Annotated in this window: 17 protein-coding genes and 1 riboswitch; of the genes, 3 read left to right on the forward strand and 14 right to left on the reverse strand. The window is 66.2% G+C overall.

Annotated features, from left to right (window positions below):
• Positions 1–61: 61 nt before the first annotated feature.
• The 5 genes from XH84_RS13150 to XH84_RS13170 all read right to left on the reverse strand — a co-directional run bounded on the left by XH84_RS13150 (position 62) and on the right by XH84_RS13170 (position 3699).
• Positions 62–670 (reverse strand): thiamine phosphate synthase, encoded by a 609-nt coding sequence (locus XH84_RS13150; protein WP_128917330.1) that lies wholly within the window; start codon positions 668–670, stop codon positions 62–64.
• Positions 657–1439 (reverse strand): thiazole synthase, encoded by a 783-nt coding sequence (locus XH84_RS13155; protein ID WP_128917329.1) that lies wholly within the window; start codon positions 1437–1439, stop codon positions 657–659. The genes XH84_RS13150 and XH84_RS13155 overlap by 14 nt, the downstream gene beginning before the upstream one ends.
• Positions 1440–1617: 178 nt before the next feature.
• Positions 1618–1815, reverse strand: coding sequence for a sulfur carrier protein ThiS (gene thiS, locus XH84_RS13160; RefSeq protein ID WP_128917328.1), 198 nt, complete (start codon positions 1813–1815; stop codon positions 1618–1620).
• Entirely contained in the window at positions 1806–2816 is a 1011-nt protein-coding gene (locus XH84_RS13165; protein WP_128917327.1) for an FAD-dependent oxidoreductase, read from the reverse strand. Before XH84_RS13165 ends, thiS begins: the two co-directional genes overlap by 10 nt.
• Positions 2804–2932: riboswitch (TPP riboswitch) on the reverse strand. It overlaps the preceding gene by 13 nt.
• A 209-nt stretch (positions 2933–3141) precedes the next feature.
• On the reverse strand, positions 3142–3699 hold the full coding sequence (locus XH84_RS13170; protein ID WP_128917326.1) for a lytic transglycosylase domain-containing protein: 558 nt from the start codon (positions 3697–3699) through the stop codon (positions 3142–3144).
• A 251-nt stretch (positions 3700–3950) separates the two neighbouring features.
• Here XH84_RS13170 and XH84_RS13175 point away from each other — a divergent pair, with 251 nt between their 5' ends.
• Positions 3951–4151 (forward strand): hypothetical protein, encoded by a 201-nt coding sequence (locus XH84_RS13175; RefSeq protein ID WP_128917325.1) that lies wholly within the window; start codon positions 3951–3953, stop codon positions 4149–4151.
• Positions 4152–4160: 9 nt separating this feature from the next.
• Here XH84_RS13175 and XH84_RS13180 read toward each other — a convergent pair whose 3' ends face one another.
• Both XH84_RS13180 and XH84_RS13185 read right to left on the reverse strand, forming a co-directional pair.
• On the reverse strand, positions 4161–5486 hold the full coding sequence (locus tag XH84_RS13180; protein ID WP_128917324.1) for an ATP-binding protein: 1326 nt from the start codon (positions 5484–5486) through the stop codon (positions 4161–4163).
• Between the two features lie 14 nt (positions 5487–5500).
• The gene (locus XH84_RS13185) at positions 5501–6301 is read right to left on the reverse strand and encodes a response regulator (protein WP_128917323.1); all 801 of its coding nucleotides are present in this window, start codon (positions 6299–6301) and stop codon (positions 5501–5503) included.
• 181 nt (positions 6302–6482) lie between these two features.
• Here XH84_RS13185 and XH84_RS13190 point away from each other — a divergent pair, with 181 nt between their 5' ends.
• Both XH84_RS13190 and XH84_RS13195 read left to right on the forward strand, forming a co-directional pair.
• On the forward strand, positions 6483–7055 hold the full coding sequence (locus tag XH84_RS13190; RefSeq protein WP_128917322.1) for a hypothetical protein: 573 nt from the start codon (positions 6483–6485) through the stop codon (positions 7053–7055).
• A gap of 229 nt (positions 7056–7284) precedes the next feature.
• On the forward strand, positions 7285–7812 hold the full coding sequence (locus XH84_RS13195; RefSeq protein ID WP_128917321.1) for a PRC-barrel domain-containing protein: 528 nt from the start codon (positions 7285–7287) through the stop codon (positions 7810–7812).
• Positions 7813–7931: 119 nt separating this feature from the next.
• Here XH84_RS13195 and XH84_RS13200 read toward each other — a convergent pair whose 3' ends face one another.
• The 7 genes from XH84_RS13200 to XH84_RS13230 all read right to left on the reverse strand — a co-directional run bounded on the left by XH84_RS13200 (position 7932) and on the right by XH84_RS13230 (position 16649).
• The gene (locus XH84_RS13200; protein WP_164935966.1) at positions 7932–8759 is read right to left on the reverse strand and encodes an ABC transporter permease; all 828 of its coding nucleotides are present in this window, start codon (positions 8757–8759) and stop codon (positions 7932–7934) included.
• The gene (locus XH84_RS13205; RefSeq protein ID WP_128917320.1) at positions 8756–10018 is read right to left on the reverse strand and encodes an ABC transporter permease; all 1263 of its coding nucleotides are present in this window, start codon (positions 10016–10018) and stop codon (positions 8756–8758) included. Before XH84_RS13205 ends, XH84_RS13200 begins: the two co-directional genes overlap by 4 nt.
• A 258-nt stretch (positions 10019–10276) precedes the next feature.
• Positions 10277–11335: an ABC transporter substrate-binding protein gene (locus XH84_RS13210; RefSeq protein WP_128917368.1), complete on the reverse strand. Its 1059-nt coding sequence runs from the start codon at positions 11333–11335 to the stop codon at positions 10277–10279.
• A 67-nt stretch (positions 11336–11402) separates the two neighbouring features.
• Positions 11403–12512, reverse strand: coding sequence for an ABC transporter ATP-binding protein (locus XH84_RS13215; protein WP_128917319.1), 1110 nt, complete (start codon positions 12510–12512; stop codon positions 11403–11405).
• Between the two features lie 338 nt (positions 12513–12850).
• Positions 12851–14419 (reverse strand): DUF4403 family protein, encoded by a 1569-nt coding sequence (locus XH84_RS13220; protein ID WP_128917318.1) that lies wholly within the window; start codon positions 14417–14419, stop codon positions 12851–12853.
• A 345-nt stretch (positions 14420–14764) separates the two neighbouring features.
• Entirely contained in the window at positions 14765–15403 is a 639-nt protein-coding gene (locus XH84_RS13225) for a Vgb family protein (protein ID WP_128917317.1), read from the reverse strand.
• A gap of 25 nt (positions 15404–15428) precedes the next feature.
• Complete coding sequence (locus XH84_RS13230; protein ID WP_128917316.1) at positions 15429–16649, reverse strand: helix-turn-helix domain-containing protein; 1221 nt, start codon at positions 16647–16649, stop codon at positions 15429–15431.
• Positions 16650–16740 lie beyond the last annotated feature (91 nt).

Here is a 16740-nt window from a genome sequence, read left to right on the forward strand (position 1 = left end):
CTGGATCGCCCGGTCAAGCCGGGCGATGACAGTGGAATGTGGGGTGGGAACGGGACATGCATCACGCAGCCTCCGTGGACAGGCCGAGCCATTGCCGCACGCGCGCATCCGGATCGGCGTTCTGCGTGACGTCGCTGACAACAGCGATCGAATCCGCGCCCGCCGCAAAAATCTCCGCGGCGTGCTCGAACTTGATGCCGCCGATGGCGACCAGCGGGATGGTGCCGATGCGCTGCTTCCATTCGGTGATCTTCGGAATGCCCTGCGGCTCGAAGCGCATCGATTTGAGCGTGGTGAAGAAGATCGGGCCGAGTGCGACGTAATCCGGCTTTGCTGCGAGCGCGGTTTCAAGCTCGGCATCGTCATGGGTGGAGATGCCGAGTGACAGGCCCGCTTCGCGGATCGCCTTGAGATCGGCGGCGGCGAGGTCCTCCTGGCCGAGATGCAGATATTTGGCGCCGGCGACGATCGCGGCGCGCCAATAATCGTTCACGACCAGCTTGGCCTGCGTGCCCTTAGTGATCGCGAGTGCATCGGTGACCATCTGCAAGGCCTGCCCGTCGTCGAGCTCTTTCGCGCGCAGCTGGATGGTGCCGACGCCGAGCTTGGTCAGGCGCTCGACCCAGCCGAGGCTGTCGACGACTGGATAGAAACGATCAGGATACGGCATGCCAGAACGGGGTCCCAACGACAGGGGTGGAAGGGGAGGCGAAGTCGCGGGCGTTCATCAGCCCGGCCTCGAAGGCTATGCGGCCGGCATCACAGCCGAGGCGGAAAGCCTTGGCCATCGCGACCGGGTCGGCGGCTTTGGCGATGGCGGTGTTGAGCAGCACGGCATCAAAGCCGAGCTCCAGCGCCTGCGCCGCGTGGCTGGGCGCGCCGAGACCAGCGTCGACCACCAGCGTGATGTCAGGCAGCCGGTCGCGCAGCAGCTTCAGCGCATCGCGATTGGTGATGCCCTTCGCGCTGCCGATCGGCGCTGCCCACGGCATCACGACCTTGCAGCCGGCATCGACCAGGCGGTTGGCAACAGAAAGATCCTCGGTGCAATAGGGGAACACTTCAAAGCCGTCCTTGACCAAGATGGTCGCGGCCTCGACCAGGCCGACGACGTCCGGCTGCAGCGTGTCGTTGTCGGCGATCACTTCCAGCTTGATCCAGGACGTCGCGAACAATTCGCGCGCGAGCTTGGCCGTGGTCACGGCCTCGCGCACGCTGCGGCAGCCGGCGGTGTTCGGCAGCACGGTGACGTCGAGCTCGCGGATCAGCTTCCAGAACGCGTCCCCGGTCTTGCCGCCGGCGGATTCGCGCCGCAGCGACACGGTGACGATGTTCGAGCCGGAGGCGCGGATCGCCGACTGCATGATCGCCGGCGAGGGATAGAGCGCGCTGCCGATCAGCAGGCGCGAGGCGAAGGTTTTGCCGTAGAAGGTCACCATGTGGGAGGTGTCTCCTTTGATTGCGGTGTCATCCCCGCGAAAGCGGGGATCCAGTACGCCGCGGCAGGGTGGCTAGAACCGTGAAGCCGCGGCGTACTGGATCGCCCGGTCAAGCCGGGCGATGACAGCGGAGTGTTTGGCAGGCGTCGCGGCGACAAATAGAGTGCATTCATCATCCTCACCCTCCCTGCCGCGGCGTGATGATCTCGATCTCGTCGCCGGCCTTCAGGCTCGTCTCGGCCCAGCGGCTCTTCGGCACGACGTCGTAGTTGAGCGCGATCGCGAAATGGCTGCCCTCGTAATCGAGCTCGGACAGCAGCGCGTCGACGCTTGCGGAATTCACCTCGCGCTGCTCGCCGTTGACGATCACAAGCATTGCATCACCTCGTTGTCGATCTGGCCGCGCTCGACATAGGCGAGTGTCAGCTCGGCGAGCGCGGGGGCGATCAGGAAGCCGTGGCGATAGAGGCCGTTGACGGTGATCCTGCGGCCGCGAATGCCGATGCGCGGCAGATTGTCGGGATAGGCGGGGCGAAGCCCCGAGCCGAACTCGACGATGCGGGCTTCGCCGAAGGCCGGGTGCACGGCATACGCCGCGCCCAAGAGCTCCAGCGCGGAGCGGACGCTGACGCCGGTGTCCTCGGCCTCGATCGAGGTCGCGCCCAGCATGAACAGATTGTCCTCGCGCGGGATCACGTAGAGCGGCCAGCGCGGATGCATCAGCCGCACCGGGCGGGCAAGCTGCACCTCGCTCGTCTCGATCAGGATCATCTCGCCCTTGACGCCGCGAAGCTCGCTCTGCTCGTCGCGCGCGCCGAGGCCGCGGCAGTCGATCACGATGCCGTCGAGATCATTCGCGGTGACGTCGCTTTCGAACTTGATGGTGCCGCCGGCGGCGCGGATGCGCTCGTGCAGCTGCGGCAGCACGCGGCGCGGCTCGACATGGCCCTCGGCGGGGAAGAACAGCGCGTCGCGGAAGCGGCCCTCCAGCGACGGCTCCAGCTCGGCGAGGCCGGCGGCGTCGAGCCGGCGGTGGTCCTCGGTCATGCGGGCAAAGCGCTCGAAATCGTTGCGTTCGCGCGCATGGGCGACGACGAGCGAGCCGTTGAACGGCGTGTCGGGCAGCTCGCGCCGCCAGATGTCGAGCGAGCGCAGCCCCAGGCGGCTGATGATGGGTTCGGCGACCTCGGCCTCGCAATAGGGCGCGAGCATGCCGCCGGCCCAATGGCTGGTGGCGTCCGTCATCGCCTCGTCACCGCGCTCGTGCAAGGTCACGGCATGGCCGGCCTGCGCAAACAACAGGGCTTGCCAGGCTCCGGCAATGCCTGCGCCGATGATGGATACCGGTGAATCCGGTCGCTTGGTGTTCTGCAACATCCCTGTCCCTTCGCCGGCATGACCCGGATCAGGTTCAAAGGGTCACCGCGGTCCTGGGCGGTATTGCCCATTTAGCGGTATCTCAGCTCCTCCTCGGAGCACCCCTCGGAACGGGTCTAATGTAGGACAGCGGGACGGGGTGGTCAACGCGTTAGGTGGGAACCGCAGCTGTGCCCCGGATGCGATGCAGCGCGCCCCTGGCGATGCGAAGCATCGTCCAGCGCGGCGTGATGCGTCGCAGAGCCGGGGCCCATGCTTATGTGGGACGCTCTTATGTGGGACGCTGGGTCCCGGCTCTGCGCAGCAGCGTTGCACGCTGCCGCAGTTACTTCATCGCCTGCGCCCGCGCGTTGCGGAGGCGCTGGGCGAGCTTCCGATGCGGCACGTTGCCGAACATCGGCTGCGGATTGCCGTTCGGTTCGAGCCAGGGTTGGCCCATATTGCCCATATTGGTGTCGCCCATGCTGGCGACCTGCACGGCCTCCTGCCGCTGGCGCTTGGCGGCGTAGTAATAGCCGCCGGCGAAATAACGCACGGCGCGGGCGTGGTCGCCGTTGGCGGCGCGATAGGCGCCGGCGAGGTATTTCACGGCATAGGTGAGGTTGGTGTTGGGATCGCGCAGGCCCGCGGCATCGCCGGTGTAACCAACCCCGCGGGCGGTCGCGAGCTTGATCTGCATCAGGCCGATGGTGCCACCGCGGCCGACGAGGTGCGGCTGATAGCGGCTCTCGCGCATGATCACGCGATGCACCAGCGCTTCCGGCACGCCGTTGGCGCGGGCATGGGCCGCGACCATCTCGGCATATTCGGCTTCGCCGGCGAACGCGGCCTGCGGCAATGTCAGTCCGGCCGCGAGCAGCGCGGCAATGCGTAAAATTTTCATCAGATATCCCTGAGGCCCCTTAAATGAGGCCCCTTAAATGACCTGCGCCCGGCTGCCGTTAGGCCTTCCGAACGCGGCGATGATGTGACCAAACGCCGCCGCTTGCGATTTTGCGGCGCCGAGCCGTTGTTACGACGCAATGCCGGCGTATCGGTTCCCTCAGGGCGCGGTCCGCTCGCGGCAGCAAAGCTGTCTATTCGCGCGGGCGCGCGAAAGCGAGTAGGAAGACGCCGCAAATCGGGAGAGGTGCCATGACAAAAGCAATCCTCAGCGACATCCCTAGGCAGAATCCCTGTGCCCAATGCGGCGCGCCGATCCCGCAGCCCGACTGGATCGAGCCGGGCGAGGGGTGCGTCCGCTATCTCTGGACCTGCCACGCCTGCAATTACCGCTTCGAGGCGGTGGCCATCTACGACGAGGTGGCCGTCGAGCATCCGCCGCTCGCAGCGTAAGGGGCGATCTTAAGCCGCCGCAAGCCTAGGCTGCTGCCAGAGCGGCAATTGCATCCGCACGATCAGTCCGTGCGGGGCGCGGTCGTGCAGGGACAGCTCGCCGCCATGGGCGAGCGCGATGGCGCGCGCGATCGACAGGCCGAGCCCGAAGCCGGTGGACTCGTCCATGGTGCGCGCATCGTCCCCGCGCACGAACGGCTCCAGCATCTCCTGCTTGCGCGCATCCGAAATGCCGGGACCGTCGTCCTCGACGTCGATGACGAGCCTGCTGCCCGAGACGTCGAGGCGGATCGTCACCTCGGCGCCGAAGCGCACCGCGTTCTCGACGAGGTTGGTGACGCCGCGATGCAGATCGTCGGGCCGCGCGGCGGCGGTCGCGGACGCCGGTCCGTCATAATGCACGACATGGCCCATGTCGCCGAACTGGTCGGTGACGAGCTGGAGCGTGCTGGCGATGTCGACCAGCGTCACGGCTTCGACCTTGCGGTCGTTGCGCAGCAGCGACAGCACGCTCTCCAGCATCGCGCGCATCTGGTCGAGGTCGATCAGCATGCGCTTGCGGTTGGTCTCGTCCTCGATGAACTCGGCACGCAGGCGCAGACGCGTGATCGGGGTGCGCAGATCGTGGCTGATCGCGGCCAGCATGCGGGTGCGATCCGACATCAGGCGGGCGATCCGCTCGTGCATGCGGTTGAGCGCGCGCGCCACCGAGCGGATCTCTTCCGGACCGCGCTCGGGCAGGGGTTCTGCCCCGCCGTCCAGGCTGAAATTCTCGGCGGCCTTGGCAAAGGATGACAGCGGAGCGGCCAGCGCCCGCGCCGCCCACAGGCCGAGCACGGAGACGCAGATGAAGGCGGTCATCAGCGCCATCAGCCAGGGCGCCCCCCAGAACCATGGCCGCGGCCCGCCGTCGACATGCCCGGCGATCATGGTGCCGTCGGGCAACTCGACGCCGACGCGGGATTGGGGGCCGCTCGAGGCCAGCTGGACCGCCTTGTAGCCGCGTCCGAGATGACGGCGCATTCCGCGCAGGGGCTGATTGTCGCTCTCCTCGACGCTTACGGTGCCAGGGGCGAGCAGTTCGATGCCGAGCTTGGGAAAGGCGCGCGCGAGATCGGCGACGAGGCGCGGCCGCTCGCCGGCCTCGGCCGAGCCGAGCAGCAGCGCGGCATCGGTCAGTTGATGCGCGCCATCCGGCGGCATGTCGGAGCGATCCGGCCGGCTGATCAGGAAGGCGGTAGTGACGACGAGATGGAGCGCGACGGTCGAAGCCAGCACCAGCGCGGCGATCTGCCCGCCGATCCCCTTGAGGTGAAAGAACCCGAACGGCCTCATCGTCGGCGTCCCCTTCAATTGCTCAGGGGCGCCGCAACCGCTTCAGTGCTCGCTGCTTGAGGGCTTGCCGCTTGAGAATTTGCCGCTTGAAGGACTGCGACCTGCGTTCGCGGCGTGAACAGATAGCCGCCGGAGCGCACCGTCTTGATCAGGGTGGGATCGGCCGGGTTGGGCTCGATCTTGCGGCGGATGCGGCTGACCAGCACATCGATGGAGCGCTCGAACGAGCCGGTGTTGCGGCCTTGCGTGAGGTCGAGCAGGCTGTCGCGCGACAGCACGCGGCCGGGCCGTTCGCAGAACGTGCGCAAGAGATCGAATTCGGCGCTGGTCACCGCGACGCGCGCACCTTCCGGATTGCGCAATTCGCGCAGCCGCAGATCGATGTGCCAGCCCTCGAAGGTGAGCGTGGAGGCGCCTTCGATCGAGCTTGCCGCTTGCGCCGCGGCCTGGCGGCGCAGCACCGCGTTGATGCGGGCGAGCAGCTCGCGCGGGTTGAAGGGTTTGGGCAGATAGTCGTCCGCGCCCATCTCGAGGCCAACGATCCGATCGACGTCCTCGCCGCGCGCGGTCAGCATGATGATCGGCGTCTGTGCCTCGGCACGCACCTTGCGACACAGGCTGAGGCCGTCCTCGCCGGGCAGCATGACGTCGAGAATGATGAGGTCGATGCGGTGATCGGCCATGGCGCGCGACATCTCGCGGCCGTCGCTCACGGCGGTGACGTTGCAGGCGTTGTTGCGCAGGTACTTCGCAATCAACGTCCGCGTTTCGCGGTCGTCCTCGACGACCAGGATGTTGGGATTGGGAATGGCCATGCGCTTTGTTTGTCCAAGATTCGGGCCAAATGGCGAAGATTTTTGTTTCGGATTGTTTCTGCCCAGCTTCCCGCAACAGGCGGCAATCGCGCGCCTGCGGAGCGGCAAGGTCTCGTTAAGTCCGTTAACCATACCGTGGCGTGGTCCGCGACGAAACCCCGCAATATCCACGGAGCCATCCATGACCTCGATTTCGGCGGCCTCCGCCGGCAACTACCAGTCGCCGCTGCAGCGGCTGCAGCAGGAATTGCAATCGGAAGTGTCCGCCGGCACGATCTCGTCGTCTGATCAGTCCGCGCTCTCGACGGCGCTGACCGACATCGACACGGCGCTCCAGCAGGGCCGGTCGAGCGACCAGTCGAGCGGCACGCGCCCCTCCAAGGAGGACATGCAGTCGAAGATCGACGACCTCATCTCGAATGAAGTGTCCAACGGGACGCTGACCTCGGACCAGGCCGAAGCGCTCAAGGGCGTGTTTCAGTCCGCCTTCGCGAGCGGAGCGGGTGGAGCGGGTGGCCCCGGCGGCGCAGGCGGACCTCCGCCCGGCCCGCCGCCGGACGACAGCTCCTCGGATTCGTCGTCCTCCACCGACACGACCAGCAGCACGTCCAGCGACCAGACCACCGCCGAGATCCTCCAGCAATTCCTCCAGGCGCTGCAGCAATCGCAATCCTCGGCATCGTCCTACGGCGCCAACGGCAGCTCATCCATGGGCTCCGACTTCTCCGCGCTTTTGATCGACTACAAGAGCTGACCCCGAGCGACGCGGGTCGGCGCGGTCCTCGCCGCGATCTTGCTTCATCCAGGGTGCCTGATCGTCGGCGGGGAACCGTGCGCCGCAAAATGTTCCTGAGTGACGCAGGAACAGTCCTTGCGGGTTTTTTCGCACTCGCGCATCGCGCGACGAAATTGCCGCGCGCAAGGAACTGCGTGTGATCAGCGCTGTTTTCTCCACACGAGTTTCTTGTGAAGGAGAGGACAACATGCTGACGAAATCGATCGCCGCCGGCCTCGCCGGCACCGCACTGCTTGCAACCGTTGCGTTCGCGCAATCGCCGACCGCCACCACCGACAAGGCGCCGGCCGCGGCGGCCACCACGACCACCACCACGGCGTCGGGCGAATGGCGCGCCTCGAAGATGTCGGGCCTGAAGATCTATAACGAAGCGAACGAGAACATCGGCTCCATCAACGATCTGTTGATGGACAAGAGCGGCGCCATCAAGATCGCCGTGATCGGCGTCGGTGGCTTCCTCGGTATGGGCGAGCATCTGGTCGCCGTGCCCTATGAGAAGCTGAAGTTCGTCAATGAGGCCGTTGCCTATACCGGCGCTGCCACGAATCCGGGCGCGAAGCCCGCGGCGACGACGACCACGGGCGCTGCGACCGGCACCGACAAGACCGCGACGACCACGACGTCGTCCTCGTCGAAATGGTATCCGGATCACGCCGTGTTCAATGCCAGCAAGGACGAGCTGAAGAACATGCCGGAGTTCAAGTATTCGGAGTAATGCGGTCCTGAGCGAGTAGACGAAGCGCGCCCGGTTTTCACCGGGCGCGCTGTCGTGTCTGTTTCACCTCGCCCCGCTTGCGGCCGCAGGCGGGGAGAGGGAGAAGTTGCACCGCCGCTTCAGCCGCCGGCCTTGAGCCGTTCGTTGCGGCGGCGCAAGGCTTCCATGGTGGCGAGGAGGATGACCGACACCGTAGTCAGGATCAATGCCGCGGCGGTGATGGTCGGGCTGATGTTCTCGCGGATGCCGCTGAACATCTCGCGCGGCAGGGTGCGCTGCTCGGGACCCGCCATGAACAGCACGATCACCACCTCGTCGAAGCTGGTCGCGAAGGCGAACAGCGCGCCCGATGCGAGGCCAGGCAGGATCAGCGGCAGGATCACGCGGCGGAACGCCTCAAGCGGCGAGGCGCCGAGCGAGGCGGCGGCGCGCGCCAGATTGGTGTCGAAGCTTTGGAGGGTCGCGCCGACCGTGATCACAACGAAGGGCGTCGCCAGCGCGGTGTGGGCGAGGATGAGGCCGAGATAGCTGCCGGTCAGTCCGATCGGCGCGAAGAAGAAATACAGGCCCACGGCGGTGATGACGCCGGGCACGACGACCGGCGACAGCACGAAGGCCAGAACGAGCGGTTTGAGACGGCTCTTCCACTGCGCCAGCCCCAGCGCGGCCAGCGTGCCAAGCACCATGGACAGTGCCGTCGAGGCCACGCCGATGATCACGCTGTTCTTCAACGAATTCATCCAGCGCGGCGACGTGATGAAGTCGTCGTACCAGCGCAAGGACAGGCCCGGCAGCGGATAGGTGAGGTACGAGCCCGAGCTGAACGACAGCGGCATGATCGCCAGGATCGGCGCGATCAGGAAGATGAACACCAGCGTGGAGACGACGATGGTCGCCGTCCACGCGATGCGCTGGCTCTGTGTGCGCAAGGAGGAATTGTCGCTCAATTCTTCATGCCCCCCGTGACCTGCTGGCCCTGCACCAGCTTTCCGTAGACGAGCGCCAAGAGAATGGTGGCCAGCAGCAGCACCGCACCGAGCGCCGAAGCCAGACCCCAATTGGCCGTTTCGGTCGTGTAGAGCGCGATGAAGTAGCTGATCATCTGATCGGCGGCGCCGCCGACGAGCGCCGGCGTGATGTAGTAGCCGAGCGCCAGGATGAAGACGAGCAGGCTTCCCGCGCCGATGCCGGGCAAGGTTTGCGGCAGGTAGATCCGCAAGAAAGCGGTGAGGGGTGGTGCGCCGAGCGAGGCGGCGGCCCGCAAGTAAGCTGGCGAAATGGCCTTCATGCTGCTGTAGAGCGGCAGGATCATGAAGGGTAGGAGAACGTGGGTCGTCGCGACGCAGACGCCGAAGCGGTTGTAGATCAGGCGCAACGGCTCGTCGATGATGCCAAGCCAGCGCAGGCTGTCGTTGACGACGCCCTTGCTCTGCAGCAGCACGATCCAGGCGCAGGTGCGGACCAGAAGCGACGTCCAGAACGGCAGCAGGACGAAGATCATCAAGAGGTTCGACCGTTCCGGCGGCAGCGTCGCCAAGAGGTAGGCGACCGGGAAGCCGAGGATCAGGCAGAGCAGGGTGACGCTGAGGCTGATGATGAAGGTGCGGGTGAAAACCTGGCGGTAAATGGCCTGGTCCGGCAACGCCGCGACGATCGCGCCGTCCGCATTCCGCGTCAGATCGAGCGCCGCCAGAAGGTAGAAGCCCGTGATGGGACCGCTGGCGTCCTTGATCGTCGTCCAGGTGGCGCGTTCGCGCCAGGCCGGATTGATCTTGCCCAGAGTCTCCTTGGCGGTGCCGGGTTCGGGCGCGGCCTTCAGATTGCGGGCGGTGCTGGTCAGGATCGTGCGAAAACCGTTCAGCGCGTAGTTCAGCCGCTTGGCCGCAATCGCAATGGTGCCGGCGGCGCGTGCCGCCAGCACGTCGCTTGCGAGCGCCGCGTACGCCTTTTCGTCCGGCAGGTCCTTGCCGTCCCAGTCGGCGAGAGCAGCTATGGTTTGAGGCAGGACCTGACGCACCTCGCGGTCATCGACCGCGCGCCACAGCATGCCGGCGATGGGCCCGGCGAAGGTGAAGAGCAGGAAGACGAGGAGCGGCGCGACCAGCGCGAGCGCCTTGAGCTGCCGTGCCCGCTCGGCGCGCCTCAATCGCCGCTTCAGCGGCACCCCGGGCGGCGCGCTGGCGCTGGTCAGGAGCCCATCCGTCACGGCGCCAGCCTCTTTGGCCGGACATCCCTCGCCGCTTCAGGTTTGGAGCGGCCCGAGCGCGCGCTTCGTCCTTCGAGACGACCGCTTCGCGGTCTCCTCAGGATGAGGCTCCTCGACATCGGTGCGTGTAGAATCGCTGCCACAGACTCAGACCTCATCCTGAGGGCCCGCCGTAGGCGGGCGTCTCGAAGGATGCGCGACGGGCGAGGTATCCGCCACGCATCCTCTACTTGCTCCCTGCACCATTTCGGCCGCGCGCTACTTCGCGGCCCATTTGTTGAAGCGCTCGGTCAGGCGGTCGATGTTCTCGAGCCAGAACGCGACGTTGATCTCGACCGCGTTCTTGATGTTGTCGGGCGCGGTCGGCAGGTCCTTCAGCACGGCGGGCGAGAGCCTGCCGGCTGCGTCCTTGTTGGAGGTGCCGTAGGCGATGTTCTCCGACAGTTTCGACTGGTTCTCCGCCTTGCCGACGAAATCCAGGAACTTGTAGGCGGCGTCCTTGTTCGGGCTGCCCTTCAGAATGACCCAGCTGTCGAGAGTGAACAGCGCGCCGTCCCACACCATGCTAAAGTTCTTCTTCTCGTTCTTGTTGGCGGTGTCGATGCGGCCATTGTAGACCGAGGTCATCGCCACCTCGCCGGAGGCGAGCAGTTGCGGCGGCTGGGCGCCGGCCTTCCACCAGACGATGTCACCCTTGATGGTGTCGAGCTTCTTGAAGGCGCGCTCGACACCCTCGTCGGTCGCAAGCACCTTGTAGACGTCCTTCGGTGCGACGCCGTCGGCCATGAGCGCGATCTCCAGCGTGGTCTTCGGGCCCTGACGGAGGGCGCGCTTGCCCGGAATCTTCTTGGTATCGAAGAAGTCGGCCCAGCCCTTCGGGGCGTCCTTCAGCTTGTCCTTGTCGTAGCCGAGAACAAAATCGTAGAGGATGGCGCCGACGCCGCACGGATTGACCGATGGCGGGATATAGGCGGCCTCGCCGCCGATCTTGGTGTAGTCCAGCTTCTCGAACAGGCCTTCCTCGCAGCCGACCGCCAGTTCGTCGCTCTCGACCTGGACGACGTCCCAGGTGGCGGCGCCGCCCTGCACCTTGGCCCGCAGCACGCCGACACCGCCGTCCCAGGACTCGTCGTTCATGGCAATTCCGGCCGCCTTCTTGAACGGCTCGAAATAGACCTTCTTCTGGGCCTCCTGGTACGCGCCGCCCCACGACACCACGGTGAGGTCACGCGCCTGTGCGACCGTCGCCAGCGCGGCGCTGGCACCGAGCGCGGCGGCGAAACCCAGAGCAATCTTGCCAATCTTGCGCTTCAGCATGGTCTTGGTTCCTTCTTTCATGTGAGTGGCGTTGAGGTTGATTGTTCTCAGGCCCGCTTGCGCTGGATCAGACGGGATCGAGGGCGAGGCAATCGTCCGGGCGGAAGCTGATGAAGACGCTTTCGCCATGTGTGAGATCATGATGCGCCCCCGGCTGAAGCTTGACCATGAACTCGGCGTTGCCGGCGACGTCGAGCACGGCCAGCGCATGGTCGCCGAGATAGATGGTGTTCTGCACCTTCGCCGGCAGGCGGTTTGCTCCGTCGCTGGAGCTGCCGTCCGTGACAATGGCGATCCGCTCCGGCCGTACCGACAGCGAGGTCGATGCGCCCGGGCCCGATACATTGATCGCCCGGGCGGTCACGGCGCCGCCGCCGGTCAACGCGACGCGGCAATAGTCCTTGTTGACCGTCTCGACGGTGCCGGCCAGCACATTGTTCTCGCCGATGAAATGGGCAACGAAGCTGTTCACCGGATGCTCGTACAGCGCGTCGGGCCTGTCGATCTGCTGCACGATGCCGTCGTTGAACACGGCGATGCGGTCCGACATGGTGAGCGCTTCGCTCTGATCGTGGGTGACGTAGACGACCGTGATGCCCATCCTCTCGTGCAGTTGTTTGATCTCCAGCTGCATCTGCTCGCGCAGGCGCTTGTCGAGGGCGCCGAGCGGCTCGTCCATCAGCACGAGCTGCGGGTTGAAAACCAGCGCACGGGCCAGCGCCACGCGCTGTTGCTGGCCGCCGGACAGCTGTCCGGGCCGCCGGTGCGCCAGGGCTTCCATCTTGATCATGCGCAACGCCGATTTGACGCGCTCCTGCGCTTCCGCCTTGCTCGTCTTGCGAACGGATAGCGGGAAGGCGATATTCTCGGCGATCGTCAGGTGCGGAAACAAGGCATAGTTCTGGAACACCATGCCGATGTCGCGCTTGTGGGGCGGCATGTTCTTGATGGGCCGTTCCGCGAGGTAAATCTCGCCATGGGTCGGCACCTCGAAGCCGGCCAGCATCATCAGCGTGGTCGTCTTGCCCGAGCCCGACGGGCCGAGCAGGGTGATGAACTCGCCCTTCCTGATGTCGAGATCGAGGTTTTTCACCACGAGGTGCTCGCCATCATAGGTCTTCTGAATGCCGGAAAAGCGCACCAATGCCGGCGCGGGCGTGACCATGCCGGCTTCCATGTTGTCCTCGGCTTGCCGCTACAATGCTTGTCAGAACCTCGTTCGAGGTTGCGAGGGGCAGCTTAGCATCCTCCGATGAGAATGCCAGCGGCGCAAGCGATGAAGAGGCGCGGGAGTGCAGGCTATCGCATACGATTCGCGGCGGCAGCTTGTGCGCCTCGTCCTTCGAGACGACCGCTTTGCGGTCTCCTAAGGATGAGGCTAAGCGGCATAGGTGCTCGTTGAAACGGCTGCCGCACACTCCAGCCTCATCCTGAGGGCCCGCCAAAGGCGGGCGTCTCGAAGGATGGGCGCAGGGACAGCTCTCAAATGCGACAGCCATGCCGTGAGCGCGCGCGCTACATTCCCGACAGCTTGCTCACATACACATTCAGCGAGCCGCCGGCCTCCGCGACCACACGCAACGTTTTGGAATCGAAGGCGATGTCGGCCAGCGTCAGGCTGTCGATCTTGGCGTCGACCTTGAGGCCGTCCTCACTCTTCTGGTAATCGGCGATCGCGGCGGCGATCTTCTCGCGGGCGTTGGCGGCGATCGGCTTCAGGTCGAGCGTCGCCTTCTGCAGCAGCGCCTGCTGCATCTGCGGCACGACGGCGCGCGCCGCGGCGCCGAGCAGGCCGAACGCAGCTTCGGATTCCACCGCGAGCTGGATGTCGGTGAGCCGCAGCGTCTGTTGCGCCTGATCGAGCACCGGCCGCCCCCAGATGTGGACGGTCGCCTCGGCGCCGAGGCCGAGCCAGCTCTTCTTCTCCTTGGCGCGGACCAGCAGCGAGATCAGCAGCCGGTCGCCCGACGGGATCACGTTGGCGCTCTTCACGGTGACGTCGACCGGGCCGGAGCCGTCCTCGGGATAGGTGCGGCCGACCATCTGCGCGCTGATCAGCTTGTTGATCTCGGTGAAGGGCACGTCGATCGGCACGCCGATGTTCACGCCGGTGCCGGTCGGCGGCACGATCGAGATCTTGTCGGGAAACGGACAGTCCGGCTTGGTCGGCGTCGAGGTGACGCGGGTCTCCGCTTCCAGGCCCATCAGCAGCGTCACCGCCTGCGCGTCGACGCGCGGCTGCGCGGCGATGGCGCGGATCGGTTTCATCTCGAGCCAGAGCGGCGGAAGCGTGGCCGAGGAGCTAGATCCCTGCAGCGGGATCGAGCGGCACGCCTTGGCCCATTGCAACTTCGCATTCTCGCGCAGGCTCGGATCGTTGCGGATGCGTTCGGAGACGATGTTGATCTGCTCGCCGACATTCTTGTCGATCAGCGGCTTGACCTGCGCCGGCACGTTGACCTTGGCGCCGGCCACCGCAAGGTTGGTGTCGCCGAGATTGACCTGGGCGCCGAGATTGGGCTCGAGGTGCCAGTTGGCCGCGAGCTTCGGGCGGGAGGTGACGACCACGTTGCCCTTGATCTCGGCGCTGGCATTCAAATTCTTGATGTTGACGGCGCCGATCCGTTTCGCAGCATCACCGCCGAGCACGCTGCCGAGCGCCTCGCCGAGCGCGCCCGTGGCCTTCGCCGACAGCGAGCCCGTCACGTTCAGCTTGCCGGACAGCGGCGTCGAGATCGTGAGCACGTCCTTGTCGCCGGCCGCCGCCATCGGCCCGCGCACAGCGGACCAGCCGATGTCGGCGTTCTCCAGGATCTGCGAGATCGGGTTGTCGGCCTTCCCTGAGAAATTGCGTGGCGCGGCCTTCTCGGCCTGCTCGCGGATCGCCGAGATCGCGATGGCGACCGGCGCGATCACGATCGAGCTCTTCGCGACCGGCGGCAGCGGCGGCAATTGCGCGACCGGTGGCGCCGAATTCGTCGCGCGCGGCGACAGCCAGTCCATCGCCTTCAGGCTGACGAAGAACGACGCCGCGAGCACGGCGACGCCGACCAGGATAGTCTTCAGATTCAACGTTAGCCGCATCAATCCCCCAAGCCGCCCCGGCCGGGATTCTACAGGGCGAGCGAGAAGGGCGCTAGAGCGCACCGATGGGGTGGAATTGCGGCGAATGGGTTAACGGCGCCGGTTTGAGGTTCTACACAGGTGCTTCGCTTGCAGGGAGCCCTGTCCCGCAAGCCGGGCAATCGCACATAGCCGCGATCTCGACTGTGGCCATCCTTCGAGACGCCCGCCGTCGGCGGGCCCTCAGGATGAGGACCGAGCGGGCGGCGCCAGTTTCAACGAACGCCGATGTTGCTTAGCCTCATCCTGAGGAGACCGCGAAGCGGTCGTCTCGAAGGACGAGGCGCGCGCTCATTTCACCGTGACTTAGCTGCGCCTGGGACGGCGGACTGCTCTCACCTTGCCGGCGGCGCCGCCGCCGCAGAACAGGCGATCGCCGCCATCGGATTCCAATCCTGAAACCATCGTCCCGGCCGGCAGGTCGAGCTGCTCGAGCACCTTACCCGTCTCAGGGTCGATCCGTCGCACGTCGCTCTCTTCGTTCTCCCAGGTGCCGTGCCAGAGCTCGCCGTCGACCCAGGTCACCCCGGTCACGAAGCGCTTGCTCTCGATGGTGCGAAGAACCTTGCCAGTGTCCGGATCGACCTGATGGATCTTGCGCTCGCGATATTGCCCGACCCACAGCGATCCCTCGGCCCAGGCCAGGCCGGAATCGCCGCCGCCGCCGGGCGCCGGAATGGTGGTGAGCACCTTGCCTGAGGCCGCATCTATCTTCTGGATGCGATCCTCGGCGATCTGGAACAGGTGCCTTCCGTCGAATGCCGTGCCGGCATGCGCGGCCACGTCGATGGAGCGCGCGACCTTGCCGCTGGCCGGGTCGACCGCGTTCAATTTGTCGCCGGATGCGAACCAGACATGGCTGCCGTCATAGGTGACGCCATGCACGGCCTCGACGCCCTCAAACGGTCCATACTCCCTGACGATTTCGGCGGCTGAACGCTTCATCTGCTCGTTCCCTGTGATCTTAACGTTACATCTTCAGCAGCGGCGCGGGGAGTAACAAGCCTGTCGGGAAACCCGGGACGGGCGGCGTCATCCAGCGCCGCGCCCGGCCATGTCCGAAGCATTGCACCTTGTTCGACCGCGCCAGTTCGTCGAGGGCCCGCTGCACCGTGCGCGCGCTCGTTCCGAGCGCCAGCGCGAGCGCCGAGCTCGACCAGGGCTCGCCGTCGGAGAGGAGCGCGAGGATAGCGGCGTGCTTTTCCTCCACCGGCCGCGCCAGCACGAGGATTTCGCGCGTCTTGCGCGGCGCCAGCGCAAACCCCTGTTTCGTTGCGCAGACGTCGGCGAGCGGTTTGAGCTTGGTGCGGAGCCGTCCGATCTCGACGCGCAACCGCGCGCGATGCGATTCATCGAAATGTTTGGCGTGAAACGCACCTGCGATCAGAATCTGCCGCGAGACGTCCGCAGGCCAGGCCTGCGCCAGGATGCGAACGAGGGCGAACAGCACCGGCCGGGTGCCGAGCGGCACGACGGTGCCGCGCCTGCGGACCGAATGATGGAAGGTGTCGACGACGAGCGCCTCGGATGCTGCGAGATTCTCGATTCCCTCCAGCAGCAGGGGCCGCTCGTCGCCGTGCACGATCAGGCGTGCCGCCGGCGTGTCGAGCACGCGGCTTGCGCTTTCGACCTCGGCCGTGAGCGCGGGGATATCAGCCAGTTGCGCCGCGCGGGCTGCCCGCGCGAGCGCCGCGCGCGCATCCTTGGTTCTGAGCCGCCGTATGGCGATGCCGGCCAGCACGAGCTCGCGAACGACTTGTGAGGTGGGCGGGAGCGGGGCGGGGTTAAGCTCGGCGAGCGTATGCTCTGCCTCGTCGACATGTCCGAGGAGGAGAAGACGCCGCGCCGCAATGTGTCCGGCATGCGCCGCGTTGGCGAGATCGCCATGCTTTTCGAGGGCCGCCCGTGCCGCGGCGAGCGCCTTGTCCGGCCAGCTTAGATCGCGCGAGACCAGCGCGATCTCGGCTTCGGCGACCACGCATCTGGCGCGCGCGACCGCCTCGCGCGGGCCGAACGCGCGCGCGGCGCTTCGCAGCAGCGACTTGGCCTTGGCGAGATCGCCGAGCTGCGCCATCGCGATGCCGCGCAGCGCCAGCGACGGCGCGTCGTTGCGCAACGCAACCCGGTTCAGCGCGCCGAGCGGATCACCGGCCTCGAGCGCGCGCGCGGCGGCCGTGATCAGAGATTCCATTCAAATCCCGCCACACTTGTTACTCCCACCGCGCAACCGCGCGGTGCCAGAAATCGTTGTCGAACCGACCATGTGCGGTGAGGGGCGAGCG

Source organism: Bradyrhizobium nanningense (assembly GCF_004114535.1).
GTDB lineage: Bacteria > Pseudomonadota > Alphaproteobacteria > Rhizobiales > Xanthobacteraceae > Bradyrhizobium > Bradyrhizobium nanningense.